The organism is Streptomyces sp. NPDC058052 (assembly GCF_042885515.1).
Taxonomy (GTDB): Bacteria; Actinomycetota; Actinomycetes; order Streptomycetales; family Streptomycetaceae; genus Streptomyces.
Genome location: NZ_JBHVRX010000041.1, coordinates 1 through 25,158 on the forward strand (window position 1 = coordinate 1; position 25,158 = coordinate 25,158).

22 protein-coding genes and 1 pseudogene are annotated in these 25,158 nt (G+C 73.6%); 13 read left to right on the forward strand and 10 right to left on the reverse strand.

The genetic code is table 11. The features are described from left to right. Positions 1 to 1,557 (forward strand): annotated as a pseudogene (locus ACFVU3_RS35305) (AfsR family transcriptional regulator); the annotation flags it as partial. Positions 1,558 to 1,579: 22 nt separating this feature from the next. Here the strand turns inward: ACFVU3_RS35305 and ACFVU3_RS35310 are convergent. The 3 genes from ACFVU3_RS35310 to panB all read right to left on the reverse strand — a co-directional run bounded on the left by ACFVU3_RS35310 (position 1,580) and on the right by panB (position 4,419). Next, on the reverse strand, positions 1,580 to 2,446 hold the full coding sequence (locus ACFVU3_RS35310; RefSeq protein ID WP_390072863.1) for an ABC transporter permease: 867 nt from the start codon (positions 2,444 to 2,446) through the stop codon (positions 1,580 to 1,582). After that, positions 2,443 to 3,453: an ATP-binding cassette domain-containing protein gene (locus tag ACFVU3_RS35315; protein WP_390072864.1), complete on the reverse strand. Its 1,011-nt coding sequence runs from the start codon at positions 3,451 to 3,453 to the stop codon at positions 2,443 to 2,445. Before ACFVU3_RS35315 ends, ACFVU3_RS35310 begins: the two co-directional genes overlap by 4 nt. A 102-nt stretch (positions 3,454 to 3,555) precedes the next feature. Beyond that, positions 3,556 to 4,419 carry a 3-methyl-2-oxobutanoate hydroxymethyltransferase gene (gene panB, locus ACFVU3_RS35320; protein WP_351107731.1) on the reverse strand — a complete coding sequence of 288 codons (864 nt, stop codon included), beginning with the start codon at positions 4,417 to 4,419 and terminating at the stop codon, positions 3,556 to 3,558. A 223-nt stretch (positions 4,420 to 4,642) separates the two neighbouring features. On the opposite strand from panB, the gene ACFVU3_RS35325 reads away from it, so the two are divergent. The 4 genes from ACFVU3_RS35325 (at position 4,643) to ACFVU3_RS35340 (ending at position 9,677) form a co-directional block, all read left to right on the forward strand. After that, positions 4,643 to 6,259, forward strand: coding sequence for an MFS transporter (locus ACFVU3_RS35325; RefSeq protein WP_390072865.1), 1,617 nt, complete (start codon positions 4,643 to 4,645; stop codon positions 6,257 to 6,259). A gap of 112 nt (positions 6,260 to 6,371) precedes the next feature. Continuing rightward, complete coding sequence (locus tag ACFVU3_RS35330; RefSeq protein ID WP_390072866.1) at positions 6,372 to 7,079, forward strand: TetR/AcrR family transcriptional regulator; 708 nt, start codon at positions 6,372 to 6,374, stop codon at positions 7,077 to 7,079. A 213-nt stretch (positions 7,080 to 7,292) separates the two neighbouring features. Beyond that, complete coding sequence (locus ACFVU3_RS35335; RefSeq protein WP_390072867.1) at positions 7,293 to 8,306, forward strand: endonuclease/exonuclease/phosphatase family protein; 1,014 nt, start codon at positions 7,293 to 7,295, stop codon at positions 8,304 to 8,306. Positions 8,307 to 8,438: 132 nt separating this feature from the next. Then, positions 8,439 to 9,677 carry an MFS transporter gene (locus ACFVU3_RS35340; RefSeq protein WP_390072868.1) on the forward strand — a complete coding sequence of 413 codons (1,239 nt, stop codon included), beginning with the start codon at positions 8,439 to 8,441 and terminating at the stop codon, positions 9,675 to 9,677. On the opposite strand, the gene ACFVU3_RS35345 is transcribed toward ACFVU3_RS35340, so the two are convergent. Beyond that, the gene (locus ACFVU3_RS35345) at positions 9,643 to 11,418 is read right to left on the reverse strand and encodes an NAD+ synthase (RefSeq protein WP_390072869.1); all 1,776 of its coding nucleotides are present in this window, start codon (positions 11,416 to 11,418) and stop codon (positions 9,643 to 9,645) included. The two genes, ACFVU3_RS35340 and ACFVU3_RS35345, sit on opposite strands and share 35 nt — an antisense overlap. Before the next feature lie 139 nt (positions 11,419 to 11,557). Between ACFVU3_RS35345 and ACFVU3_RS35350 the strand changes: the two genes are divergently transcribed. Genes ACFVU3_RS35350 through ACFVU3_RS35360 form a run of 3 tightly spaced genes read left to right on the forward strand, consistent with a single transcriptional unit; the run spans position 11,558 to position 14,644 of the window. Next, on the forward strand, positions 11,558 to 13,039 hold the full coding sequence (locus ACFVU3_RS35350; protein WP_390072870.1) for an APC family permease: 1,482 nt from the start codon (positions 11,558 to 11,560) through the stop codon (positions 13,037 to 13,039). A gap of 13 nt (positions 13,040 to 13,052) precedes the next feature. Further along, positions 13,053 to 13,844 carry a DUF998 domain-containing protein gene (locus ACFVU3_RS35355; RefSeq protein ID WP_390072871.1) on the forward strand — a complete coding sequence of 264 codons (792 nt, stop codon included), beginning with the start codon at positions 13,053 to 13,055 and terminating at the stop codon, positions 13,842 to 13,844. After that, on the forward strand, positions 13,841 to 14,644 hold the full coding sequence (locus tag ACFVU3_RS35360) for an alpha/beta fold hydrolase (RefSeq protein ID WP_390072872.1): 804 nt from the start codon (positions 13,841 to 13,843) through the stop codon (positions 14,642 to 14,644). Before ACFVU3_RS35355 ends, ACFVU3_RS35360 begins: the two co-directional genes overlap by 4 nt. Here the strand turns inward: ACFVU3_RS35360 and ACFVU3_RS35365 are convergent. From ACFVU3_RS35365 to ACFVU3_RS35380, 4 genes are all read right to left on the reverse strand, one after another. Then, a complete protein-coding gene (locus tag ACFVU3_RS35365) occupies positions 14,629 to 15,048 on the reverse strand; it encodes a CBS domain-containing protein (RefSeq protein ID WP_390072873.1) in 420 nt (139 codons plus the stop codon). The two genes, ACFVU3_RS35360 and ACFVU3_RS35365, sit on opposite strands and share 16 nt — an antisense overlap. 117 nt (positions 15,049 to 15,165) lie before the next feature. Continuing rightward, a complete protein-coding gene (locus ACFVU3_RS35370; RefSeq protein ID WP_390072874.1) occupies positions 15,166 to 15,801 on the reverse strand; it encodes a DUF305 domain-containing protein in 636 nt (211 codons plus the stop codon). Beyond that, positions 15,798 to 16,475: a DUF3105 domain-containing protein gene (locus ACFVU3_RS35375; RefSeq protein WP_390072875.1), complete on the reverse strand. Its 678-nt coding sequence runs from the start codon at positions 16,473 to 16,475 to the stop codon at positions 15,798 to 15,800. Before ACFVU3_RS35375 ends, ACFVU3_RS35370 begins: the two co-directional genes overlap by 4 nt. Positions 16,476 to 16,541: 66 nt before the next feature. Beyond that, positions 16,542 to 16,964, reverse strand: coding sequence for a hypothetical protein (locus tag ACFVU3_RS35380; RefSeq protein WP_390072876.1), 423 nt, complete (start codon positions 16,962 to 16,964; stop codon positions 16,542 to 16,544). A gap of 203 nt (positions 16,965 to 17,167) precedes the next feature. On the opposite strand from ACFVU3_RS35380, the gene ACFVU3_RS35385 reads away from it, so the two are divergent. The 3 genes from ACFVU3_RS35385 (at position 17,168) to ACFVU3_RS35395 (ending at position 19,441) form a co-directional block, all read left to right on the forward strand. Further along, positions 17,168 to 18,529, forward strand: a complete 1,362-nt coding sequence (locus ACFVU3_RS35385) for a glutamine synthetase family protein (RefSeq protein WP_030755173.1) — start codon at positions 17,168 to 17,170, stop codon at positions 18,527 to 18,529. Between the two features lie 4 nt (positions 18,530 to 18,533). Next, positions 18,534 to 18,782: a hypothetical protein gene (locus ACFVU3_RS35390; protein ID WP_390072877.1), complete on the forward strand. Its 249-nt coding sequence runs from the start codon at positions 18,534 to 18,536 to the stop codon at positions 18,780 to 18,782. A gap of 131 nt (positions 18,783 to 18,913) precedes the next feature. Further along, positions 18,914 to 19,441 (forward strand): GNAT family N-acetyltransferase, encoded by a 528-nt coding sequence (locus ACFVU3_RS35395; RefSeq protein ID WP_390072878.1) that lies wholly within the window; start codon positions 18,914 to 18,916, stop codon positions 19,439 to 19,441. Between the two features lie 115 nt (positions 19,442 to 19,556). Here the strand turns inward: ACFVU3_RS35395 and ACFVU3_RS35400 are convergent, their stop codons facing one another. Further along, a complete protein-coding gene (locus ACFVU3_RS35400) occupies positions 19,557 to 19,988 on the reverse strand; it encodes a VOC family protein (protein ID WP_390072879.1) in 432 nt (143 codons plus the stop codon). A 210-nt stretch (positions 19,989 to 20,198) separates the two neighbouring features. Here ACFVU3_RS35400 and ACFVU3_RS35405 point away from each other — a divergent pair, with 210 nt between their 5' ends. Then, a complete protein-coding gene (locus tag ACFVU3_RS35405; RefSeq protein WP_390072880.1) occupies positions 20,199 to 21,479 on the forward strand; it encodes a cytochrome P450 in 1,281 nt (426 codons plus the stop codon). Beyond that, entirely contained in the window at positions 21,476 to 22,720 is a 1,245-nt protein-coding gene (locus ACFVU3_RS35410) for a cytochrome P450 (RefSeq protein WP_390072881.1), read from the forward strand. Before ACFVU3_RS35405 ends, ACFVU3_RS35410 begins: the two co-directional genes overlap by 4 nt. A gap of 13 nt (positions 22,721 to 22,733) precedes the next feature. On the opposite strand, the gene ACFVU3_RS35415 is transcribed toward ACFVU3_RS35410, so the two are convergent. After that, positions 22,734 to 24,884, reverse strand: a complete 2,151-nt coding sequence (locus ACFVU3_RS35415; protein ID WP_390072882.1) for a PIG-L family deacetylase — start codon at positions 24,882 to 24,884, stop codon at positions 22,734 to 22,736. Between the last annotated feature and the right edge of the window lie 274 nt (positions 24,885 to 25,158).

Below are 25,158 nucleotides of genomic sequence, written 5' to 3' on the forward strand. Positions count from 1 at the left end.
ACGGTGGCGGAGTACGCGGGGGAGCGGCTGGACGAGGCGGGGGAGCGGGCGGCGGTCGAGCGGGCCCACCTCACGCACTACCGCGAACTCGTCCGCCGCACCGACCCGGAACTGCGCGGGGCCGGACAGCTCGCCGCGATGGTCCGGCTCGACGCCGAGTACGGCAACGTCAGGACCGCCCTCGGCCGGGCCGTCGCCGCCCGCGACGAGGACGAGGCCCTTGTCCTCGTCCACGCCCTCCTCTGGTACTGGCAGCTGCGCGACCTCCGCTCCGACGCCCTCCAGGGCGTCCGCGCCGTCGCCGCCCTCGGCCCCGACCCCTTCACCCCGCCCGCGGCACCCCTCGTCCCGCTCGCCGAACCCTGCACGGCCACCCCGCCGCCGCTCTCCGCGGAGCAGCGCTGGGAGGCCCGGCGCGGCGTGCGGCTCATCGAGCTGATCAACATGGACCACGAGACCGCGCGCTGGACGAGCCCCGAGGGCCAGGCCCGGCTCCGCGAGATCACCGCCGTCTACCGGCCCGGACTGCCCCAGACCTGCCGGCTCCCCGGCTCCTTCGCCGTCTTCGCGGTCCTCATCATGGGAGAGCCCGACCGGCTGCACGAACTGCTCGACGTCACCGTGGAGGCGTGCCGCCGCAACGGCTACGACTGGGAGCTCGCCCACGCCCTCCACATGCGCGCCAACATGCGGGCCAACCGGGGGCAGTGGGCCGAGCAGGCCCTCGCGGACGCCGACGAGAGCCTGGACCTCTTCGAGCGGCTCGGGGACGCCTGGGGCGCGGCCGAGGCGCTCTCCTCCCGCGCCGAGGCCCACGAGCGGCAGCTCGCCTACGAAGCGGCCGCCCGGGACTTCGCCGCCGCCATCGGCTACGCGGAGAAGATCGGGGCCCCCTCGCAGCAGGCCCTGCTGCGCGCCCGGTACGCCGACACCCTGATCGAGGCCGGCCGGATCGAGGAGGGCGAGGTGATCCTGCGGGACATCCTGAGCGACCACGCCACGGGCCACGAGCCCCAGCTCGGCGCGCGCCTCTTCCTCGCTCTCGCGCTGGGCCGGACCGGCCGGACCGGCGAGGCCCGGCAGCATCTCACGGCCCTCCTGGAGGAGTTCAGCAGCGAGACCCTCTCCGTCTTCGAGGGGTTCACGCTCGGCAGCCTGGCCTGGATCGACGTCCTGGAGGAGGAGTACGCCGCCGCGCTGACGCGCGCGGCCGAGGCGTACGAGCGCTCGCTCGGCCCGCTGTCGATGATGGTGGTGCCGCAGATGCCCGGGGTCCACCTGGTCGTCGGGGCCTGGGCGCTCGCCGGGCTCGGGGGCGAGGCGGCGCGGACGGCGGCGGTGCTCCTCGGCGCGCGGGACGCCCTGGTGCCGGACGGGCACCGGGAGCCGGGGATGGAGCGGGAGAACCTGGCGCGGGCGACGGAACTGGCCCGCGGGGCCCTGGGCGACGCCGCCTTCGCGGCGGCGCACGCCGAGGGCGGCGGCCTCTCCGTGGAGGAGGCCGCCGCCCTGCTCGGCCGCGCCGCCGACGCGATCACCGGACGCGCCGAGTCCTGACCCCCCGTCACGGGGGAGCCGGTCAGGTCTTGCTGCGGAAGCGGGCGACGGCCAGCGGCGCCGTGGCGAGCGTGATGACCAGGGACCAGCCCAGGACCATCCACACCGAGTGGGCGACCGCGCCGCCGTTGACGAGGGCGCGGGCCGCGTCGGCGAGGTTGGAGAGCGGGTTGTAGTCGGTGAAGGTCTCCAGCCAGCCGGGCATCGTCGTCGTCGGCGCGAAGATCGACGAGCCGAACTGGAGCGGCATCAGCACCAGCATGGCCATGCCCTGCACCGCCTGCGCGGACTTCATGCTCAGACCGAGCAGGATGAAGATCCACATCAGGGAGGCGCCGAAGACCGTCGACAGGCCGATCGCGGCGAGGAGGTGGAGCACCGAGGTGTGGATCGTCAGGCCGAGCAGGAAGCCCATGCCGAGGAGGATCGCGATGGCGATCATCATCCGGCCGAGCTCGACGACGATCTTGGCGATGAGGACCGAGGAGCGGGCGATCGGCATCGTCCGGAACCGGTCCATCACCCCCTTCTTGAAGTCGTCGTTGATGCCGACGCCGACCCCCATGGCGATGTTCAGGCCCATCATCGCCATCAGGCCGGGGGTCACGTAGTTGACGTAGAGGTCGTTGTTGCCCTTGCCGGAGATGGCGCCGCCGAAGACGTACACGAAGAGCAGGACGAAGATGACCGGCATGAGCACGGCGTCGAACATCGACTCCGGGTCCTGCTTGATCTGGAGCGCGTTGCGCCGGGCCAGGGCGCCGATGTGGCGCAGGTTGGCCCGCAGGCCGATGCGGCCCTCGGTGGCGGTGCGGGCAGGCTGGGCCGGTCCGGGGCCGGCGGCGCCGGAGGTGCCGGCGGACGCCTTGGTGACCGTGGTCGTGCTCATGCGGCGACCTCCTCGCTGATGGTGTCGGACAGGTCGGACCCGGCGGTCCGCTGGCCGGTGACGGCCAGGAACACCTCGTCCAGGCTGGGCAGATGGGTGCCGATGTGGGCGATGCCGAAGCCGCGCGCGCCGAGCAGGGTGACGACGGCGGTCAGCTGCTGGTCGGTGAGGATCGGCACGTACAGCGCGCCCTCGTCGGGCACCACGGTGGCGCCGGCGATGCCGTCGAGGCCGGTCTCGCGGAGCGCGGCCGCCATCGCGGGGAGCTGGCCGGAATCGATCGGGCGGACCTTGAGCGTCCGGCCGCCGACCTTCGCCTTGAGCTCGTCGACCTCGCCCTGGGCGATGACCTTGCCCCGGTCGATGACGGTCAGCTCGCTCGCCAGCTGCTCCGCCTCCTCCATGTACTGGGTGGTGAGGAGGACGGTCACGCCCTCGGAGACCATCCGCTTCACCTCGTCCCACACCTCGTTGCGGGTGCGGGGGTCGAGGCCGGTGGTGGGCTCGTCCAGGTAGAGCACGGCCGGCTGGCCGATCATCGAGGCGGCGAGGTCGAGGCGGCGCCGCATGCCGCCGGAGTAGTCCATGGCCGGGCGCTTGGCGGCCTCGGTGAGGGAGAAGCGCTCCAGCATCTCGTCGGCGCGGCGGCGGGCCTCCGCGCGGGACAGGTCGAGCAGCCGGCCGATCATGTACAGGTTCTCGAAGCCGGAGAGCTTCTCGTCGACGGAGGCGTACTGGCCGGTGAGGCCGATGGTGCGGCGCAGCTGGCGGGGCTGGCGCACCACGTCGTAGCCGGCGACGGTGGCGGTCCCGGCGTCCGGGACGAGGAGGGTGGACAGGCAGCGGACGAGGGTGGTCTTCCCGGCGCCGTTGGGCCCGAGAACCCCGAGGACGGTGCCCTCGCGGACGTCCAGGTCGACCCCGTCGAGGGCCTTGGTCTCGCCGAAGTGCTTCACGAGGCCCCGGACCTCGACGGCGTTGGTCTGTGATCGCGTCATGTCCACCATGGAACAGGCCGCCGCTGACAGGCTTCCGACAAACGGCCTACAGACGGCCGACAGCCCGCCGATGGGGGATGTCGGCGGGCTGTCGGTGGTGCCGGGAGCGGTCTAGTGGAAGGTGTGCTCCTCGGCGGGGAAGGCCCCGCCGGCCACGTCCTCGGCGAAGGCGCGGGCGGCGTCGCCGAGCGTCTCGCGGAGGTTGGCGTACTGCTTGCTGAAGCGCGGCACCTTGCCGCCGGTCAGCCCGGCCATGTCGGTCCAGACGAGGACCTGGGCGTCGGTGTCGGGGCCGGCGCCGATGCCGATGACCGGGATGTGCAGCGAGCGGGTGACCTCGGCGGCCAGTTCGGCCGGGACCAGCTCCAGGACGAGCGAGAAGGCGCCCGCGTCCTGGGCGGCCTTGGCGTCGCGCAGCAGCTTGTGCGCGGCCTCGTCGGAGCGGCCCTGCACCCGGTAGCCCATGGTGTTCACGGACTGCGGGGTGAGGCCGAGGTGGGACATGACGGGGATGCCGGCCTGGACCAGCATCTCGGTCTGCGGCAGCGAGCGCTCGCCGCCCTCCAGCTTGACCGCCTGCACCCCGGCGTCCTTGACCAGCCGGGTCGCGCTGCGCAGGGCCTGGACGGGCCCTTCCTGGTACGAGCCGAAGGGCAGGTCGCCGACGACGAGGGCGCGCCGGGTGCCCCGGACGACGGCGGCGGAGAGGAGGGCCATCTCGTCCATCGTGACGGGCACGGTGGTGTCGTAGCCGAGGTGGCAGTTGCCCATGGAGTCGCCGACGAGGATCACCGGGATGCCGGCCTCGTCGAAGACGGAGGCGGTCATGGCGTCGTAGGCGGTGAGCATGGGCCACTTCTCGCCGCGGGTCTTGGCGGCGGCGATGTCGTGGACGGTGAGACGGCGCGAGCCCTTGCCCCCGTACAGCGTCTTCGTGCTGTCGGCGGGCGGTTTCTGGGCAGCCTGAAGCGTCATGGTGAACGGCTCCTTGTGTCATCTCGAGGCGCCCTGACGGCGTCCCCGGACCACATCCATGGTGGCACTTCGCCGGGCGGGCGGGGAAGTGGGCCGGAGTGGCGCTGTTCACACGCGTACGTCCGTTCGATTACGGGCGGTGCCGGGTGCCCGTGCGCAAAGCCTCTCCCAAGCTTTCCGATACGAGACGGGTCCGTTTCGAAATAGGTTTACAGTGGTGTTCATGCCAGAGCCGTCCCCGTCCACCGCCCCCGCCTCCGCGCCGCCGCGCGTGCCCGAGGCCGTCCACCGCCGCCGCTGGGCCGTCCTCGGCGTGCTGATGCTCAGCCTGCTGATCGTCGTCCTCGACAACTCGATCCTGAACGTGGCGGTCAAGACGATCTCGTCCCCGGCCCCCACCGGCCTCGGCGCCACCCAGAGCGAGCTGGAGTGGGCCATCAACTCCTACACGCTCGTCTTCGCCGGCCTCCTCTTCGCCTCCGGCCTCCTCGGCGACCGGCTCGGCCGCAAGAAGTCCCTCCTCTTCGGCCTCGCGGTCTTCGGGACCGGCTCCGCCCTCGCCGCCTTCTCCGGCTCCCCGGGCGAGCTCATCGCCTACCGGGCCGTGATGGGCCTCGGCGCCGCCTTCGTCATGCCCGCCACCCTCGCCGTCCTCATGAACGTCTTCGAGCGCGACGAGCAGCCCAAGGCGATCGGCATCTGGGCGGGCAGCGTCGGCCTCGCCATCGCGATCGGCCCGATCACCGGCGGCGTCCTCCTGGAGCACTTCTGGTGGGGCTCGATCTTCCTCATCAACGTGCCCGTCGTGCTCCTCGGCCTCGGCCTGATGATCTGGCTCGTCCCCGAGTCCCGGGACCCCGCGCCGGGCCGGATCGACCTGGTCGGCGTCCTCCTCTCCGTCCTCGGCCTCGTCCTCCTCGTGTACGGGATCATCCGCGGCGGCGAGCAGGCGTCCTTCACCGAGGCCGGGGTCCTCCTCCCGGTCCTCGCCGGCCTCGCCGTCCTCACCGCCTTCGTCCTGTACGAGAAGCGCAGCGACCACCCGGCCCTGGACGTCTCGTACTTCCGCAAGCCGGTCTTCTCCGCCGCCGTCGCCGCGATCGCGCTGGTCTTCTTCGCCCTCATGGGCGTGACCTTCTTCTCCGCCTTCTACCTCCAGAGCGTCCGCGGCTACAGCGCCCTCGACTCGGGGCTGCTCCTGCTGCCGCTCGCCCTCGCCCAGATGGTCTTCGCGCCCCGGGCCCGGCACGCGGTCGACCGCTTCGGCGCCCGCGCGGTCTGCGCCACCGGCATGGCCGCCGTCGCCCTCGGCCTCGGCGCCTTCGCCTTCTTCGGCGCGGACACCCCGGTCTGGGTGATGGCCCTGGTCTTCCTGGTGCAGGGCGCCGGGATGGCGCACATCATGCCGCCGGTCACCGTCGCGATCATGCAGGCGCTGCCCCGGGAGAAGGCGGGCTCCGGTTCCGCGATCAACAACACCTTCCGCCAGGTCGGCGGCGCCCTCGGCGTGGCCGTCCTCGGCTCCGTCCTCTCCTCCGTCTACCGGGGCGAGATCGAGACCCACCTCGGCGTCCTCCCGCCCGCCCTGCGCACCACCGCCGGCGAGTCCCTGGAGGCCACGCTCGCGGTCGCCGAGAAGCTGGGCGCCGACAGCCTCGTCGCCCCCGCCCACCAGGCGTTCCTCGACGCCATGCACGTCACCGCCTGGGCCTCCGCGGCGATCGCGGCCGTCGGCGCGGTGGTCGTCGCCGCCTTCCTCCCCGGCCGCGCCCGGGCCACCGGGATCCCGGCCCAGGAGGCCCCGGACGCCCAGGAGGCCCCGGAAGCGGCACGGCGCTGACCGTCCGGCGACGCCACCGCCCCGGACGGCCGCCCGGCGGGTCCGGTGACCGGCCCCGCCGGGGCGAGAATGGGGGGATCCGGTTTTCCCACGACGACGAGAGGCGGCGCGCGTGTCCCTGGCGGACGGCGAGATTCCCGGCGAGCCGGGCGAGCCGGGCGGCCCGGCCCCCGGCGGGCGGCCCGACGCCTGCCCGGCGGACGAGGGCGCGGCCGGCTGCCCCGGGGCCGGGGGCGGGCCGCGGCGGGGGCGGCCCCGCAGCGAGGCGGCGGAGCAGGCGATCTTCGACGCCGTCATCGGGCTGCTCGAAGGCGGGGTGCCGCTCGGCGACATCTCCATCGAGCGGATCGCCCGTACCGCCGGCGTCGGCAAGGCCACGATCTACCGCCGCTGGTCCGGCAAGGAGGACCTGCTCGTCGAGCTGATCCGCTCCGTCGAGCCCCCCGACCCCGAGCTGCCCGGCACCTCGGTCCGCGACGACCTCGTGATGCTCCTGGAGTTCATGCGGCGGCGTGGACTCGCCAAGCGGACGTCCGCCCTGCTGCGGAACATGTTCGCCCAGATGCAGACCCACCCCCGGCTCTGGGACCAGTACCACCGCACCGCCATCGAGCCCCGCCGCCGCCGCGGCATCGAGGTCCTGGAGCGCGGCGTCGCCACCGGCGAGGTCCGGGCCGACCTCGACCTGGAGCTGGTCAACGACCTCTTCGTCGGCCCGCTCCTGCTCCGCACCGTCCTCCAGCCCGACGCCGACCTGTCGCCGGACTTCCCGGCCCGCGTCGCCGACACCATCCTCGACGGGGTCAGACCGAGGGACTGACCACACCGGGCCGCGGCCGTGACCCGTACGAATGTGCGCGTTCTGTCACAGCCCGCCCGAACCGGCGCGGCTCAGGAACCCCGTCACACGCCGCGTCCGTCCTTGGGGGAGTGCACGGGGCCCGGCATCGCCTAGGGTCGGGACCGGGTCTCGGAGCACGGACGGCACGACGGCACGGCAAGGCGAGCGAGGGCAGCGATGGCGCGGGTGGACATGACGGGGACGGAGCACGGCGGAACGGGAGGCGCCCCTTCCGGGGACCGTGACCGGTTCCGTTCCGCCCTCGGCCGCCTGCGCCGCGATCCCGGCATCTGGCGGCGCGGCATCCTGCTGGCCGCCTTCGCCCTCGCCCTCACCCTGCTCATGGCCTTCCACGCGCAGATCCCCAACCGGGTCGGCAACCTCGGCAGCCTCACCGAGACCTTCCTGCCCTGGATCGGCCTCTTCGTCCCGGTCCTGCTCCTCCTCGCGCTGCTGCGCCGCTCCGCCACCGCGCTGATCGCGCTGCTGCTCCCGGCGGTCGTCTGGGCCAACCTCTTCGGCGGGCTCGTCGCCGACAAGTCGGCCGGCGGCGGCGACCTCACCGTCGCCACCCACAACGTCAACGCCGACAACCCCGACCCCGAGGGCACCGCCCGGCAGCTCGCCGCCTCCGGAGCCGACGTGCTCGCCCTGGAGGAGCTGAAGGCCGACATGGTGCCGGTCTACGAGCGGGCGCTCGCGGAGAAGTACCCGTACCACTCGGTCCAGGGCACGGTCGGGCTGTGGAGCCGGCTGCCGCTGCGGGACGCGAAGCCCGTCGACATCCACATGGGCTGGACCCGCGCCATGCGCGCCACCGTCGTCGCCCCCCAGGGCGAGCTGCGGGTGTACGTCGCCCACCTCCCGTCCGTCCGGGTCAACCTCGACGCCGGCTTCACCGCCAACCAGCGCGACACCAGCGCCAACGCCCTCGGCGAGGCCATCGCGAGCGACCGGGCGCAGCGGATCGTCCTCCTCGGCGACCTCAACGGCACCATGAACGACCGCGCCCTCAACGGCGTCACCGCGCAGCTGCGCTCCACCCAGGGCGCGGCCGGCGACGGCTTCGGCTTCTCCTGGCCGGCCTCCTTCCCGATGGCCCGGATCGACCAGATCCTGGTCCGCGGCGTCGAGCCGGTCTCGTCCTGGGCGCTGCCCGAGACGAAGAGCGACCACCTGCCGCTCGCCGCCCGCATCACCCTCTGACCCCGCCGAAGCCAGGCGTACGGCGGCCGAAACCTTTTCTTCATCCCCCGGTGACCGGGGGACCCTCCGGGATCTGCCACAATTTGTTTTGTAAGAAAACAAACCCCTGGATCCGGAAAGGGTCTCCCACCCATGCCCGTGGCCCTGCTCGCCCTGGCCATCTCCGCTTTCGGCATCGGCACCACCGAGTTCGTGATGATGGGCCTGCTGCCCAACGTCGCCGGCGACCTCGGCACCACCGTCCCCACCGCGGGCCACCTCGTCTCCGCCTACGCCCTCGGCGTCGTCGTCGGCGCCCCGCTCCTCACCGCCCTCGGCTCCCGCGTCCCCCGCAAGCGGATGCTGCTCCTGCTGATGGCCCTCTTCACCGTCGGCAACCTCGCCTCCGCCCTCGCCCCCGGCTACGGCTGGCTGCTCGCCGGCCGGGTCCTCGCCGGCCTCCCGCACGGCGCCTTCTTCGGCGTCGGCGCCGTCGTCGCCGCGCGGCTCGTCCGCCCCGACCGGCAGGCCCGCGCGGTCGCCACCATGTTCCTCGGCCTCACCGTCGCCAACATCCTCGGCGTCCCCGCGGCCACCCTGCTCGGCCAGCACCTCGGCTGGCGCGCCACCTTCCTCGTCGTCGCCGTCATCGGCCTGGGCTCGCTCGCCGCCCTCGCCCGGATGGTCCCCGACCTCCCCGTCGACGAGCGCCAGGGACTCGGACGCGAGCTGCGCGCCCTCGGACGCCCGCAGGTGCTGCTCGGCCTGCTCACCGCCGTCTTCGGCTTCGCCGGCGTCTTCGCCGTCTACTCCTACCTCGCCTCCATGACCACCGAGGTGATGGGCTTCGGCGAGTCCACCGTCACGATCGTCCTCGCCCTCTTCGGGATCGGCATGACGGCCGGCGCGCTCGCCGCGGGACCGCTCACCGACCGCGCCCCGCGCCCCACCCTCTACGGCTCGCTCGCCGCCCTCGCGTTGACCCTGGTGGCGTTCCGCCACACCGTCCACGTGCCCTGGCTCGCCCTCGTCACCGTGGTCGTGCTCGGCGCCGTCGGCTTCATGACGACCACGCCGCTCCAGATGCTCGTCATGGAGAAGGCCAAGGACGCCCCCACCCTCGCCTCCGCCTCCAACCACTCCGCCTTCAACCTCGCCAACGCGGGCGGCGCCTGGGCCGGCGGGGCCGCCATCGCCGCCGGCTGGGGCTGGACCTCCCCGGCCCTCGTCGGCGCCGGCCTCGCCGCCGCGGGCCTCGCGATCGCCGTCGCCGCCGGACTCCTCGACCGTGCGGGGAGGAACGCGGAAGGGGCCTCGCACGTCGTCGCGCGAGGCCCCCTCGGCCAGGATCCCGGCGTCAGGACGCCGGTGTCTCCCGCCAGCGGTTCGTGATCGGCAGCCGCCGGTCCTTGCCGAAGCCCTTCGCCGAGATCTTGGTGCCCGGCGGGTACTGGCGCCGCTTGTACTCCGCCGCGTCCACCATCCGCAGCGTCCGCGCCACCAGCTCCGCGTCGAAGCCGGCCGCCACGATCGCGTCCGTCCCCTCGTCCCCGTCCACGTACAGGGCGAGGATCCGGTCGAGCACGTCGTAGTCCGGCAGCGAGTCCGTGTCCACCTGGCCCGGGCGCAGCTCGGCGCTGGGCGGCTTCACGATCGAGTTCTCCGGGACCGGCGGGGTCTGGCCGCGCTCCTCGGCCGCCCGGTTGCGCCAGCGGGCCAGCCGGAAGACGTCCGACTTGTAGACGTCCTTGATCGGCCCGTAGGCGCCGACGGAGTCGCCGTACAGGGTCGAATAGCCCACCGCCAGCTCGGACTTGTTGCCCGGTGCGAGGACGAGGTGGCCCTCCTGGTTGGAGATCGCCATCAGGGTGGTGCCGCGCAGCCGGGACTGGAGGTTCTCCTCCGCGAGCCCGGTCAGCTCCAGCGACGCCATGTACGCGTCGAACATCGGCCCGATCGGGACCGTGCGGAAGTTCAGGCCGGTCCTGCGGGCCAGTTCGGCCGCGTCGCCCTTCGAGTGCTCGGAGGAGTACTTCGACGGCATCGACACCCCGTGCACCCGGTCCGCGCCGAGCGCGTCGCAGGCGATCGCGGCGACCAGCGCCGAGTCGATCCCGCCGGAGAGGCCGATCACCACCGAGCTGAAACCGTTCTTCGCGACGTACGCGCGCAGCCCGACGACAAGCGCCGAGTAGACCTCCTCGTCGTCGTCGAGCCGCTGCGCGTAACCGCCCGTCAGCTCCGCCTCGTACGCCGGGACCACCTCCCCGGCCTCCCCGGCGAGCACCGCCCGGTCGATCCGCAGCCCGTCGTCCACCACCGTCCCCGGCGCCGGCGCCTCCGGGTCGGCGGCCGGCAGGTCCAGGTCGAGGATCACGCTGCCCTCGGTGAACTGCGGGGCCCGCGCGATCACCTCGCCCGCCGCGTCCACCACGATCGAGTCCCCGTCGAAGACCAGCTCGTCCTGCCCGCCCGTCGACGCCAGGTACGCGGTCGTGCAGCCCGCCTCCTGGGCCCGCTTGCGGACCAGTTCGAGGCGGGTGTCGTCCTTGTTCCGCTCGTACGGCGAGGCGTTCACCGACAGCAGCAGCCCGGCCCGGGCGCTGCGCGCCGCCGGCACCCGGCCGCCCTCCTGCCACAGGTCCTCGCAGATCGCGAGCGCCACGTCCACCCCGCGCACCCGGAGCACCGGCAGGGTGTCGCCCTGCACGAAGTAGCGGAACTCGTCGAAGACGCCGTAGTTCGGCAGATGGTGCTTGGCGAAGCGGAGCACCGCCCGGCCGCGGTGCAGCACCGCCGCCGCGTTCTCCGGCGAACCGGCCGGGCGCCCGAGCCGGGGCACCGCCCGCTCGGTGCGGTCGAGGTAGCCGACGACCACGGGCACCTCGCCGAAGCCCTCGTCGGCGAGCCGCTCCGCGAGCGCGAGCAGCGCCGCCCGGGAGGCTTCGACGAAGGACGGCCGCAGGGCCAGGTCCTCGACGGGATAGCCGGTCAGCGCCATCTCGGGGAACGCGACGAGGTGCGCGCCCTGCCCGACGGCGTGACGGGTCCAGTGGACGATCGCCTCGGAGTTCCCGGCGACGTCCCCGACGGTCGAGTCGATCTGATTCAGCGCGAGGCGTAGTCGATGCACGCCCCCCAGTGTAATCGTCAATTCGACACTATGTCCTGGGAACCGGGCCCGGACCGCACCCGGACCACGCTTCCACCACCCCTTCCGCCCCGGTCCCTCCCGACATGCGAACTCCGTCCGCCCCCGTGATCATGGGGCCATGACGACCACGGACGATCCGGCGGAGTCGGCCCGGCCCGCCACCGGCGAGGACGCGGCGGTCCTCCAGGACGACGGCACCAAGCGGCAGTTCATCTCCTGGCTGACGCTCGCCTTCATGACCACGGCCTCCGTCGCCTCGCTGCGGCCCGCGCCGACCATGGCCATCTACGGACTGGCCGCGATCTTCCTCTACCTGCTGCCGGCCCTCGTCTTCCTGCTCCCCACCGCCCTCGTCGGCGCCGAACTCGCCTCCGGCTGGTCCGGCGGCATCTACCGCTGGGTCAGCGAGGCCCTCGGCAAACCGCTCGGCTTCCTCGCCGTCTGGTGCCAGTTCGCCATGACGATCGCCTACTACCCGAGCCTGCTCGCCTACGTCGCCTCGACCTTCGCGTACGTCGTCGACCCCTCGCTCGCCGAGAACGGCCTCTACGTCGCGATCGTCATCGTCACCGTCTACTGGGCCGGCGTCTGGATCTCCTCGCGCGGCACCAGGGCCATCGCCGGACTCTCCTCCTTCGGCCTGATCGTCGGCACCCTCGTCCCCGGCGTGCTCCTCGTCGTCCTCGGCATGGTCTTCCTCGGCCAGGGCAACCCCTCCGCCCAGCCCATGAGCGCCGACCACTGGCTGCCGCCGTGGACCGGCCTCGCCAGCCTCGTCCTCATCGTCAACAACTTCCTGTCCTACGCGGGCATGGAGATGAACGGCGTCCACGTCTCCTCGCTGCGCGAACCCAGGCGCGAGTACCCGAAGTCGATGTTCCTGGCCACCGGGCTCGTCCTGCTGATCTTCATCCTCCCGGCGCTCGCCATCGCCTGGGTGATGCCCTCCGACCAGCTCAGCCTCACCGCCGGCCTCATGCAGGCGTTCGACGCCTTCTTCGACCACTTCTCCATCGGCTGGATGACCCGGGTCGTCGGCGTCATGCTGGTCTGCGCCGCCCTCGGCGGCATGCTCACCTGGCTCTCCGGACCCGCCAAGGGCCTCGTCCTGCTCTCCCGCCAGGAGGGCTACCTCCCGCCCGCCTTCCAGAAGTTCAACAAGGCCGGCTCGCCCACCGGCATCATGGTCGCCCAGGGCGTGATCACCACCCTCATCGGCATCCTGTACGCCTTCAGCGACAGCGTCTCCAGCTCCTACTGGATGTTCTCCGTCATCACCGTCCAGATCTACCTGATCGCCTACCTGCTGATGTTCGTCGCGGTCGTCAGGCTCCGCCGCACCCAGCCCGGCGTGGAGCGCGGCTTCCGCGTTCCCGCCGTCACCTGGGTCGCCTCGACCGGCTTCATCGCCTCCGTCGCCGCCCTCGTCATCGGCTTCGTCCCGCCCGACCAGTTCGACGGCGAACCGCTCTGGCGCTACCTGCTGATCGTCGGCGGCGGCCTGCTCCTCCTCGGCCTCGTCATCCCCGGCCTCCTCCTCAGATTCCGCAAGCCCGAATGGGTCCACCCCGAACACCGGGAACCTTCCGGCACTCCCTGACGTCTGACCCCGTATGCCCGGAAAGGTCACGCGCGCGTCCGCCGTCCTGCTGTTCCTGGGGGCGCTCGCGTACACCGCCTGGGTCCTCGAAGTCGTCGTACGGACCGGTCTCGACCCGGTCCGCGCGTACGTCTCCGAACTCGCCGCCGCCGACCAGCCCCTCGGCGGCCTCTTCCGCGCCACCGACCTCGTCGCCGGCCTCCTCGTCCTCGCCGGTGCCGTCCTCGGCCTCCTCGCCGCCCGCGCGGCCGCCGGAACCGCACCCGAACCCGGCGTCCCCAGCTGGGCCCGCACCGACGCCGGGCGGTCCGGCCGCCGCCCCTGGCTCCTCGCCGGCTGGGCCGCCCTCGCCCTCTTCGGCGCCGCCACCGCCGTCGACTCCCGCCTCCCGCTGAGCTGCGCCCCCACCGCCGACCCCGAGTGCGCCGCCCGCGAGACCGCGGGACTCGTCCCCGCCACCCACACGGCCCACGCCGTCAGCTCCGGCCTCGCCATGACCGCCGCGCTCCTCGCCATGGTCGCCCTCACCGTCGCCGCCCGCCGGTACGGCCTCTGGCGCCCGCTGGCCCGCACCGGCCCGGTCCTCGTCGCCCTCGAACTCGCCGCCACCGCCTGGACCCTCGCCGCCGTCGCCGCCTTCGAGTCCGGCAGGGGCCTGTGGGCCCTCGGCGCCGGCCAGCGCCTCCAGGTCCTCCTCGTCGCCGTCTGGACCGGCGTCCTCGCCGTCTCGGTGGCACGGGAAGGAGCACCCACGCGCCGCGGACACGCGCCGCGGGCGACCGCCCGCCGAAGGAGCACGGGATGACCTTCGTACGCGTCGGGGGCCTCGCCCACCACGTCGCCGTCGACGGGGACGGTCCGGTCTGCGTGCTCTCCGCCGGCCTCGGCCTCGGCTGGTTCGACTGGGACCCGGTCGTCCCGCTGCTCGCCCCGCACCGCACCGTCGTCCGCTTCGACCGCCCCGGCCACGGCCTCACCCAGGGCACCACCGCACCCCCCACCCTCGCCGGCGAGGCCGGCCGGATCGCCGCCCTCCTCGACGCCCTGCGGCTCCCCGGACCCGTCACCGTCGTCGGCCACTCGATCGCCGGCTTCCACGCCGAGGGGTTCGCCCGCCTCCACCCGGACCGCACGGCCGGCCTCGTCCTCGTCGACTCCTCCACCGAGGAACACCCCCGGCCCGGCCGGCTCGGCTGGACCGTCCCCGCCGGGACCGCCCTCACCGCCCTCGGCCTGCCCGCCGCGCTCGGCCCCGCCCTCCGCCGCCTCGCCGTCCGCCCCGACCCCGCCCCGCCCGCCGAGGTCCGCCGGGTCTACCGCACCTCACGCGTCTGGCGCGGCGCCCTGCGCGAGAACGCCCGCTACGGCTCCGTCGCCGCCGAGCTCGACGCCCTCCGCGGCGACCACCCGCTCCCGCCCGGCGTCCCCGTCACCGTCCTCGCCGCCCCGGACGGCTCCGCCCGCTGGGAACACCGCCAGCGCACGCTGGCCCGACGGCTCGGCGCCCGCTACGAGGCGGCCGTGCCGTCGGGCCATCTGGTCATGCGGGACGCCCCGGGCACCGTCGCCCGGGTCGTCCTGGAGACGGGTCAGGAAGCGGCGTAGACGCTCGCGCAGAACGCCTTCAGCTGCTCGTCCGAGAGCCTCTGGGCCAGGTCGGCCTCGCTGATCATGCCGATCAGCCTCTTGTTCTCGATCACCGGCAGCCGCCGGATCTGGTGGCTCTGCATCTCCTCCAGCACGGCGCCCACGTCCGCGCCCGCGTCGATCCAGCGCGGCGTGCCCTGGACGATCGCGCCACAGGTCACCTTCGCAGGGTCGTGGCCCATCGCCACACAGCGGACCACGATGTCGCGGTCGGTCACGATGCCGCAGAGCCGTTCGTTCTCGTCGGCGACGGGAAGCGCCCCCACGTCCAGATCGCGCATCAGCTGCGCCGCGCGGTCGAGCGTCTCGTGTTCCGGGATCCAGCGGGCTCCCGGGTGCATGATGTCCTTCGCCGTGGTCATGGGGTGCGTACCTTTCGTCGAACGTCGTCGTACGAAACTCCCCGAGAGCCTTCAGTCTGCGGGCACGCGTCGGCCCCCGCGACCGCTGCGGGTCACGGGGGCCGGGGCCTCCCTGGTTCAGGCGGTCGCGCCGCGCTTGCGGAGCATGTCCGCCATCAGCGCGATCTCCGACTCCTGGGCGTCGACCATGCCCTGGGCGAGGTCGCGCTGGATGTCCACCGAGCACTTCTGCACACAGCCCTGGGCCATGTGCACCCCGCCCTTGTGGTGGGCGGTCATCAGCCTCAGGTAGAGGATCTCGGCCTCCTCGCCGGACGCCTTCCGCAGCGCGTCCAGCTGGGTCCGCGTCGCCATGCCGGGCATCAGCGCGCCGTCCTTGGCGGCGGCGTCGCCGGTGACCGGCATGCCCATCCAGGTCATCGGCGCGGTGCCGGACTGGACCTTCGGCAGACCCCACACGTCGAGCCAGCCGAGCATCATGCCGCGCTGGTTGGCCTGGGTGTTGGCGATGTCGTACGCGAGCCGGCGGACCGCCTCGTCCTTCGTCCGGTCGCGGACGATGAAGGACATCTCGACGGCCTGCTGGTGATGGACCGACATGTCCCGGGCGAAGCCGGCGTCCGCCGAGGCGGTGTCCGGCGTGCGGGGCGCCTCCTCGCGCTCGGCGGAGGCGACCGTGACGGCGCCCGCGGCGAAGAGCACGGAGAGGGCGACCGCGGTGATCGCCGCGTACCGGGTGCGGCGGGGGGTCACTGGCCCATCCCGGCGCCGCCCATGCCGTCGGCGCCGACGCCGCCGGTGCAGGCCGCGCCCGGCTCGGGCGTCTGCTTGCCCTGCACGTACTTGGTGAAGAAGGCGTCGACGCGGGGGTCGCCCGCGCTGTCCACGGTGACCTGCTTGCCCCAGGCGGAGAGCATGATCGCGCCGGTCTGGTCGTCGACCGGGCTCATCAGCGTGTAGGGGGTGTCGGAGACCTTGTCCTTCAGCTTCTTCACGTCGGCCTCGGCGGCCTTCTTGCTGTACGTCACCCAGACGGCGCCGTGCTCCAGCGAGTGCACGGCGTGCACCTCGGGGACGGCCTTGTCGTAGACGTCGCCGTCGCAGTTCAGCCAGACCGGGTGGTGGTCGCCGCCGACCGGGGGCTTGGTGTCGTACTTCACCGCGGTCTCGACGTGGTTGCGGCCCAGCTTCTTGGCGTCCCAGGACTTCTCGCCGGCGATGGGGGCCTTGGCGGCGGCCTCCTTGGCGTCCTCCTCGTCGGCCTTCTTCATCAGCACGAAGGTGCCGAAGCCGACGAGGCTCAGCACGACGACGGCGGAGACGCCGATGGTGAGGAAGCGGTTGCGGCGCTCACGGGCCTGCTCGGCGCGGCGCATCTCCTCTATTCGGGCGCGGCGGTCGGCGGTGGTGGAGCGGTTGGCGGCCATGGTGATGTCGTCCTTCTGGGAAAGAAAAAAGGGGGAGTGGTCGTTCGGGGCGGGGCGGAGGCCGCCCTAGGTCCGGAGGACCTGAAGGACGTGCAGGTCCGGGGCGCGCGGCCGGACCCCCGGATCCCCGGCCGCACCGTCGCCGGCGAGCGCGTCGACGCGCGGCAGCCGGTCCTCGGTGTGGAGCGGCGGATCGAGGGGCGGGGCGCTGAGCACCGCGGGGGAGAGGGACGGGAAGAGGGAGCAGTCGCCCCGGTCGTACGGGCACACGTACGCGGCCCGGCCGGTCCCGGGGACGGGGGTGGCGGCGGGTCCCGGGGACGCCGCGGGGGCCGCGGCGGCGGCCCGGGCGTGCCCCGGATGGCCCCCCGGCCCGGCCGGTCCGCTCCCCAGACAGACGAAGAGCGCGGCGAGGAGCGTCGCCACGGCACTCACCAGTGCCATGGGACGCGCGTGCCGGTACGGGCGTTCGAGCCGCAGGGCTCCCATGGGCGCAGATCGTAGTGGGCGAGGCGCCTCCGTGGGCCGAACGGGGTAGGACTTCCGGAGGTCCTCGGTTACCTGTGTCACACCCGAACAGGCAGTATGGGTGTGCAACGTGCGCGAAACCATGTGGTGGGATGCTCAGGTGCCCCCCGATGTGCCCGAGGCGGTGGGAGCAGGCGGCCTGACCAGCGAGGATGGGTGTGGAAATGGACAAGCAGCAGGAATTTGTGCTCCGTACGCTCGAAGAGCGCGACATCCGCTTCGTGCGCCTGTGGTTCACCGACGTGCTCGGCTTCCTGAAGTCGGTCGCCGTCGCCCCCGCCGAGCTGGAGCAGGCGTTCGACGAGGGGATCGGCTTCGACGGCTCCGCGATCGAGGGCTTCGCCCGCGTCTACGAGTCCGACATGATCGCCAAGCCGGACCCGGGCACCTTCCAGATCCTGCCCTGGCGGGCCGAGGCCCCCGGCACCGCCCGGATGTTCTGCGACATCCTCATGCCGGACGGCTCCCCGTCCTTCGCCGACCCGCGCTTCGTCCTCAAGCGGGCCCTCGCCAAGGCGTCCGACCTCGGCTTCACCTTCTACACCCACCCCGAGATCGAGTTCTTCCTGCTGAAGGACAAGCCGCTCGACGGTTCCCGGCCGACCCCCGCCGACAACTCCGGCTACTTCGACCACACCCCGCAGAACGTGGGCATGGACTTCCGCCGGCAGGCCATCACCATGCTCGAGTCGATGGGCATCTCGGTCGAGTTCTCCCACCACGAGGGCGCCCCCGGCCAGCAGGAGATCGACCTCCGCTACGCCGACGCGCTCTCCACGGCCGACAACATCATGACCTTCCGCCTGGTCATGAAGCAGGTGGCGCTGGAGCAGGGCGTCCAGGCGACCTTCATGCCGAAGCCGTTCTCGGACTACCCGGGCTCCGGCATGCACACCCACCTCTCCCTCTTCGAGGGCGACCGGAACGCCTTCTACGAGTCGGGCGCCGAGTACCAGCTCTCCAAGGTGGGCCGCTCCTTCATCGCGGGCCTGCTGAAGCACGCGGGCGAGATCTCCGCCGTGACGAACCAGTGGGTCAACTCGTACAAGCGCATCTGGGGCGGCTCCTCGCGCACGGCCGGCTCGGGCGGCGAGGCCCCCTCGTACATCTGCTGGGGCCACAACAACCGCTCCGCGCTGATCCGCGTCCCCATGTACAAGCCCGGCAAGACCGGCTCCTCCCGCGTCGAGGTCCGCTCCATCGACTCGGGCGCCAACCCGTACCTGACCTACGCGGTCCTCCTCGCCGCCGGCCTCAAGGGCATCGAGGAGGGGTACGAGCTCCCCGCCGGCGCCGACGACGACGTCTGGGCGCTCAGCGACTCCGAGCGCCGCGCGATGGGCATCGAGCCCCTCCCGCAGAACCTCGGCGAGGCGATCGCCCTCATGGAGAAGAGCGAACTGGTCGCCGAGACCCTCGGAGAGCACGTCTTCGACTTCTTCCTGCGCAACAAGAAGCAGGAGTGGGAGGAGTACCGCTCCGAGGTCACCGCCTTCGAGCTGCGGAAGAACCTGCCGGTGCTCTGACCGGATGGGCTACGACCTCCACATCACCCGCCGCGACCCGTGGTGGGCGGAGGAGGGCCCGGAGATCGCGGCACAGGAGTGGGACGCCCTGCTGGCGGCCGACCCCCGGCTCGGGGCGTCCCCCCTGTGGTGGCACGACGGGCGGGTCGTCGCCAAGGACCCCACGCCGGAGGAGATCGCCGTCATGCGGACCGCGGCGGGCCGTCTGAGGGCCCGCGTCCAGGGTGACGACGGCGAGTTCTACGACATCTGAGAGTCCCGCCGACCCCGGCCGCGGCCGTGGCCGCGCGTCCCGCCGGCCTTCCGTCCGCGCCCCGGGCAAGGGGGCGCCAGGGGGCGGGAATTGCCTTGCCCCGGCTGCGGCGGGTGTCCAGACTGCGCACCGTGAAGATCGAACCCGTCGCCACCGAGCGGCTTCTCCTCCATCCCCTGACCGTCGCCGAGGGCGAGCGCGTCGCCGCCCGGGAGCCCCTGCCCGGCGACCGGTGGGGGGACGGGTATCCGGGGGTGGGCGACCTCGCCTCCGTCGGCGCGTTCCTGCGGCGGTGTGCCGAGGACGGGGACCCGGGCGCGTTCCGTACGTACCAGATACGGCTGGCGGAGAGCGGGCTCGTCGTCGGCGGCATCGGCTTCCACGGGCCGCCCGGGCCGGACGGGGTCGTGACCGTGGGGTACGGCGTGGTGCCGGGCGAGCGGGGCCGGGGGTACGCCTCCGAGGCGCTCGCGGCGGTGATCGGCATCGCCCGGGAGGCCGGGGCGGCGGTGCTGCGGGGCGACGCCGATCCGGCCAACGTCCCCTCGCACCGGGTGATGGAGCGGGCCGGGATGCGGCGCGTGGGGGAGGGGGACGGGCTGGTCCGGTACCTGGTGGACCTGGCGCGGCAGGACCCGACCCGACCCAAGCTGACCTGACCCGCCCCGACCGGCCCCGGCCGGCGGCCGGCGAACCGGCGGCCGGTGGCCACGAACCGGCGACCGGCGAGGCCGGCGGCCCGCGCCGGGTCGGGCCCGTGCGGCCGGTCCGACCTCAGCGTTCCGAGAGGTCCGAGGGTGCCTCCTGGACGATCCAGCCGTTGCCGTCCGGGTCCCGGAAGGAGAGGAAGGAGTTCCAGGTCCCGCCCTTGCCCTCCTCCCAGCCGGCCGCCCCGACGCGCATCACCGGGGAGACGTCCACACCCGTCTCGACGAGCGCGATCCGGGCCGCCTCGATGTCGGTGACGCACAGCTGGAGGCCGTGCAGGCTGCCCGGGGCCATCGGGGTGGTGCCGGGCATCGGCGGCATGCCGGAGAGCAGCGCGATGGAGCAGCGCGAGCCCGGCGGGGTCGCCTGGACGATCCGCACCCCGGGGGCGACCTCGTCGTCCAGGTCGACGACGAAGCCGCACCGCTCGGCGTAGAACTCCTTCGCCCGGTCCATGTCGGTGACGGGGACCGGGACGACTTCCAGTGTCCAGTTCATGGGACCACCGTCCCGCACGGCGCCGCCCGCCGCACGTCGTCGACCTGACGGAAAAGCCTCTTCCCTCCGACCGGGTGACCTGATCTTTTCGTCCGAGGAGCACAACGGATCGCCGACGACCGTTCCGGCATCACCCAACCTCCCTATAGTGACCACCCGTTGGGCGCAACAGGCGTGCCGACGACAGGTTCGCCACAGGAGACAGGACTGATGACGAGCTCCCCCTCCGCAGGGTCCGCGCCCGATCCGGCACCCCCGTCCGGGTGCCCCGCGGCCGTCCCGCTCTCCGGACCCGGCTTCCACATCGACCCGCAGGCCGTCTACCGGGACATGCGCCGCGAGCACGGCTCCGTCGTCCCGGTGGAACTCCCGGGCGGCTTCCCCGCCTGGCTGGTCATCGGCTACCGCGAGATCCACCAGGTCACCAGCGACGGCGAACTCTTCCCCCGGGACGTCGGCCTGTGGAACCAGTGGCCGAACGTCCCGGACGACTGGCCGCTCCTCCCGATGGTCGGACGGCCGCTGCCCTCCATCTACTTCAGCGCGGGCGAGGAGCACCGGCGGCACGTCCGGATGGTCGTGCCCGCCCTGGAGGCCGTCGACCCCTTCGAGATCCGCGGCCACTGCGAGCAGTTGGCCGACCGGCTGATCGACGACTTCTGCGCCCGCGGCACCGCCGACCTCGTCGCCGCGTTCTGCGAACCCCTTCCCGTCCTCGTCCTCGCCCGGCTCGTCGGCTTCCCCGACGACGAGGGCGCCGACATCGCCCGGGTGCTGAAGGACCTCGCCGACGGCGGACCGGAGGCGCAGAACGCCCACCAGCGGTTCGCCGGGCACATGGCCCGGCTCGTCGCGGCCAGGCGGGCCGAGCCCGGCGACGACGTGACCTCCCGGATGCTCGCCTTCCCCGAGGAGTTCACCGACGAGGAGTACACGCTCGACCTGATGGCCGTCACGGCCGCGGGACACCTCACCACCGCCGACTGGATCGGCAACTCCGTGCGGCTGATGCTCACCGAGGACGAGTTCGCCGACTCGATGGCCCGCGGCCGCCGCAGCGTCGCCGACGCCATGACCGAGGTGCTCTGGGAGGACGGCCCCACCCAGATCCTCGCCGGCCGCTGGCCCGTCCGCGACACCCGGCTCGGCGAGCGCCGGATCAAGGCCGGCGACATGCTGCTGCTCGGTCTCGGCGCCGCCAACACCGACCCGCTGATCCGCCGGAGCGCGGCGGGCGAACCGTCCGGTCGAGGAGGCGGCGGCGCCCACCTGGCCTTCAGCCACGGCGAGTACCGCTGCCCCTTCCCCGCCCAGGAGATCGCCGAGATCATCGCCCGCACCGGCATCGAGGTCCTCCTCGACCGGCTGCCCGACCTCGAACTCGCCGTCCCCGCCGCGGAACTGGTGCGCCGCCCCTCCGCCTTCCTGCGCGGCACCACCGCCCTGCCCGTCCGGTTCGCCCCCGTCCCCCCGACAGGAGACCCTTCGTGACCTGCCCGCACGCCGCCGCCCAGGCCGGCACGCCCGTCGTCGTCGACCCGATGGTCCAGGACCTCGACGGCGAGACCGCCCGGATCGCCGCCGCCGGCCCGCTGGCCCGCATCGACCTGCTCGGCGTGCCCGCCTGGGCCGTCACGCGCCACGCCGACGCCCGGCGGCTCCTGGTCGACCCCCGGCTGGTCAAGGACATGAACGCCTGGGACCTGTGGACGAACGGGACCGTCACCCACGCGTGGCCGCTCATCGGGATGGTCGACGCCGGCCGGTCCATGTTCACCGTCGACGGCGACGAGCACCGCCGGCTGCGCGCCAAGACCTCCCAGGCGCTGACCCCGCGCCGCCTGGAGGCGATCCGCCCCGACATCGAGAAGTTCACCGCGGAACTCCTCGACGCCCTGGAGGAGGGCGGCCGCGACGGCGCCGTCGTCGACCTCAAGTCCGTCTTCGCGCAGCCGCTGCCCATGCGGGTCGTCGGCATGCTGATGGGCGTCGCCCCCGAGGCCAACGCGATGCTCACCCGGCAGTACAAGAAGTTCTTCTCGATGCTCACCCCGCAGGAGGAGCGGCTCGCCCTCCTCGCCGACCTCGACGTCTTCTACACCGGCCTCGTCCGCGCGAAGACCGCCCTCCCCACCGACGACCTGACCTCCGCGCTCATCCTCGCCGACGAGGGCGGCGAGCCGCTGACCGAGGAGGAGGTCGTCGGCAACCTCAAGGCGATGGTCGCCGCCGGCCACGAGACCACCATCGGCCTCGTCCTCAACGCCGTGCGCGCCCTCCTCGCCCACCCCGACCAGCTCCGCATGGTCCTCGCCGGCGAGGTCTCCTGGGAGGCGGTGATCGAGGAGACCCTGCGCTGGGACACCCCCACCACCCACCTCCTGATGCGCTTCGCCACCGAGGACGTGGAGGTGGGCGACGCCGTCGTCCCGAAGGGCGAGGGCGTGGTGATCTCGTACCGGGTGATCGGCCGCGACCCCGAGCAGCACGGCCCGGACGCCGACGCCTTCGACATCACCCGCCCGGCGCCGGTCCGGCACATGACCTTCGGCCACGGCCCGCACATCTGCCCGGGCGCGGCGCTCTCCCGCGTCGAGGCGGGCATCGCCCTCCCGGCGCTCTTCGCCCGCTTCCCCCGCCTCCGGCTCGCCGTCCCGGACGAGGAGCTGCGCAACCTCCCGGTGATGACCCAGAACGACCTGGAGTCCTTCCCGGTCCTCCTGGACGCCTGAGCCTTCTCCGGCGTCAGGTCCGCGGGCTCGGCGCGGGGCCGGTCGTCCAGTGCAGCCGGCCGTCCTGGCCGAGGGCGGCCACCCCGCCCGGTCCCGCCGCCGGGGCGCCGGCCAGCGGGAAGCCGGAGAGGCGCCAGGTGCCGCCGCCGGGCAGCGGTGCCACGGCGAGCCGGCCGGTCCGGGAGCGGGCCGCGACCAGCCCGTCCGCCGCGCTCACCGGGCCGAAGCCCGCGATGCCGCCGGCCGGCGGGGCGACCGGGGCCAGCCGGACGCTGCCCGTGAAGTCGGCCGCCTGCGGCTCGCCGGTGGCGGGCGCGCGCGACCAGAGCCGGATCCCGTCGCCGGTCGGCGCCGGGCCCGCGCTCAGCGCCAGCGTCGTCGCCGGCAGCCCCGTCGGCAGCGGCCCGGCCGGCGGGCCGCCGTCCGACGCGCCGGTCCACATCAGGACCGAGTGCGGGGTGCCCGCGAAGACGTACGTCCGCCCCCGGGCGTCGGTCGCTGCGACCGGGTCGCCGTGCAGGTCGGCCCCGCCGAGGGCCCGCCACGGACCCCAGGCGCCGCCGGGCGTCCGCTCGCGACCGGAGAGCCGGTGGTCGCCGTCGCGCAGGAAGAGCGAGACCCGGCCGGTGCCGTCCACGGTCACCGCGGGCGCGCTGATGTCCGGTGTCCGGTCGGCCTCGTCCCGCTTCCCGGGGGTCCCCAGCGAGCGCCAGGCGCCGAATCCGCCGCCCGGCGCGGTCTGCTCGACCGTGACGACCTCGCGCCGGTAGCCGGACGGGCCCTCGAAGGAGGTCCGGGTGCCGAAGACCGCGATCCGCCCATCCGGCAGCCGTACGGAGTTGACGCCGCCGTCCAGCCCCCCGCCGGGCAGCAGCTCCGGCCCCTTCCACGGGGCGCCGCCGGGCCCCCGGTGCCAGGTCGCCAGCCGGCCGTCCTGCACGCCGAAGGCCAGCAGCCCGCCGTCCGCGGCCGGCTGGAGCCAGCCGGTCGACGAGCCGCGCGCGTACCGCACGGTCCCCGTCCAGCCCCGCCCGCCCGGCCGCGCCGACGCCTTCAGGTCGCCGCAGCCCGCCGGGCTGCCGCAGTGGTCGGCGCCGTCCAGCCAGGCGTACGTCTTCAGGCTGCGCAGCTTCTCCTCGGCGGTACGGCTGTCCAGCGCGCGGGGGAGGTCGGTGTTCGGGTAGCCCATGTAGCTCTGCACGCCGAAGCGCGGGTTCCCGGGCCGCTCCGCGTACCGGGCCAGCGCCGCCTGCACGAACCGCGCCCCGTAGGCGTGGTCCTGGTGGTCCCGCAGCCGCCCGGTCTTCTCGTGGGTGCCGGGCGTCGGGTCCAGGGTCCGCACGAAGGTCGGCCGGAAGCGGTCGAGCAGCCCCGTCAGCGTGGCGACGACCTGCTCCTTGGAGTACGCGAAGTCCGCGGCGACCGGCGTCCCGGAGGAGAGCTGCGAGCCGAGCGCGGGGATCCGGCCGTGCCACAGGCCCCGCAGGCTCACCGGGCGGTCGGCGGAGGTCGAGCCGGCCTCGCGCAGCTGGAGCCAGACCAGCCGCACCTCGGGCCGGGCCCGCAGGGTGTCCAGCTCGGCCACGCCCCCGCCGGCCGTGGGGACCGCGGTCCGGTCCCAGGGGCTGGTGCGGTCGCCGGTGACCATCTCGGCGTACGCGGCGCGGATGCCGTTCTGCCGGGCCTCGGCGAAGGCGGGCTTGTCCGGCACGGTGACGGCGGCGGCGCGCCCGGAGCGGGCGTTGACGCCGTTCGACTCGCCCGCGGTCAGGTACACGGTGGTCAGCGGGACCCGGTCGGCCAGCGACTGCGCCGTGTCCGGGTTCATGAAGTACAGGTCGTCGTCCGGGTGGGAGACGAACTGCACCACGGAGAGCGGGGCGGCGGCGGTCCGGCCGTCACGCCCGGCCGGGGCGTCCCCGCGCCCGCCGCGCCCGGTGTCGCCGGCCGCGCGGGGGTCGGGGGCGGTGTCCTCCACGCGGGAGGCGGCGGGGGCCCGCGTCTCGGGCGCCGTGGCGGCGTGGGCGGGCGCCTGTTCGCCGGAGGTCGCCGTGAGCACGCCCGCGAGGGTGCCGCCGGTCAGCACGGCGACCGTCGCCGCGGCCGCGACGGACCGGCGGTGACGGAAGGGGCGTATGAGGCGGGAGAGGTGGCGGACGGGCATGGGAGGGGAGGGCTTTCTCTACCTGGGCGACGGGGGCGCGTCGGGAGCGACGGCGGTTCGTGGCGGCGACGGCGACAGGACGAACGACTCACATGGGTACAGGGCGGGAGCCGCCGACGGGTTCCGAAAATGGCCCGATGTGCCCGAGGTCACGTGTGATCCGTACCGGATCCGGGCAGGCGGGAGGGGTTTCGGCCACCCGCCGGGCGGCCCCGTCCCGCCCGTCCCGCACGCCCGCTCCCGTCCCTGCGGATAGGCTCGATCCGTCGGGCGT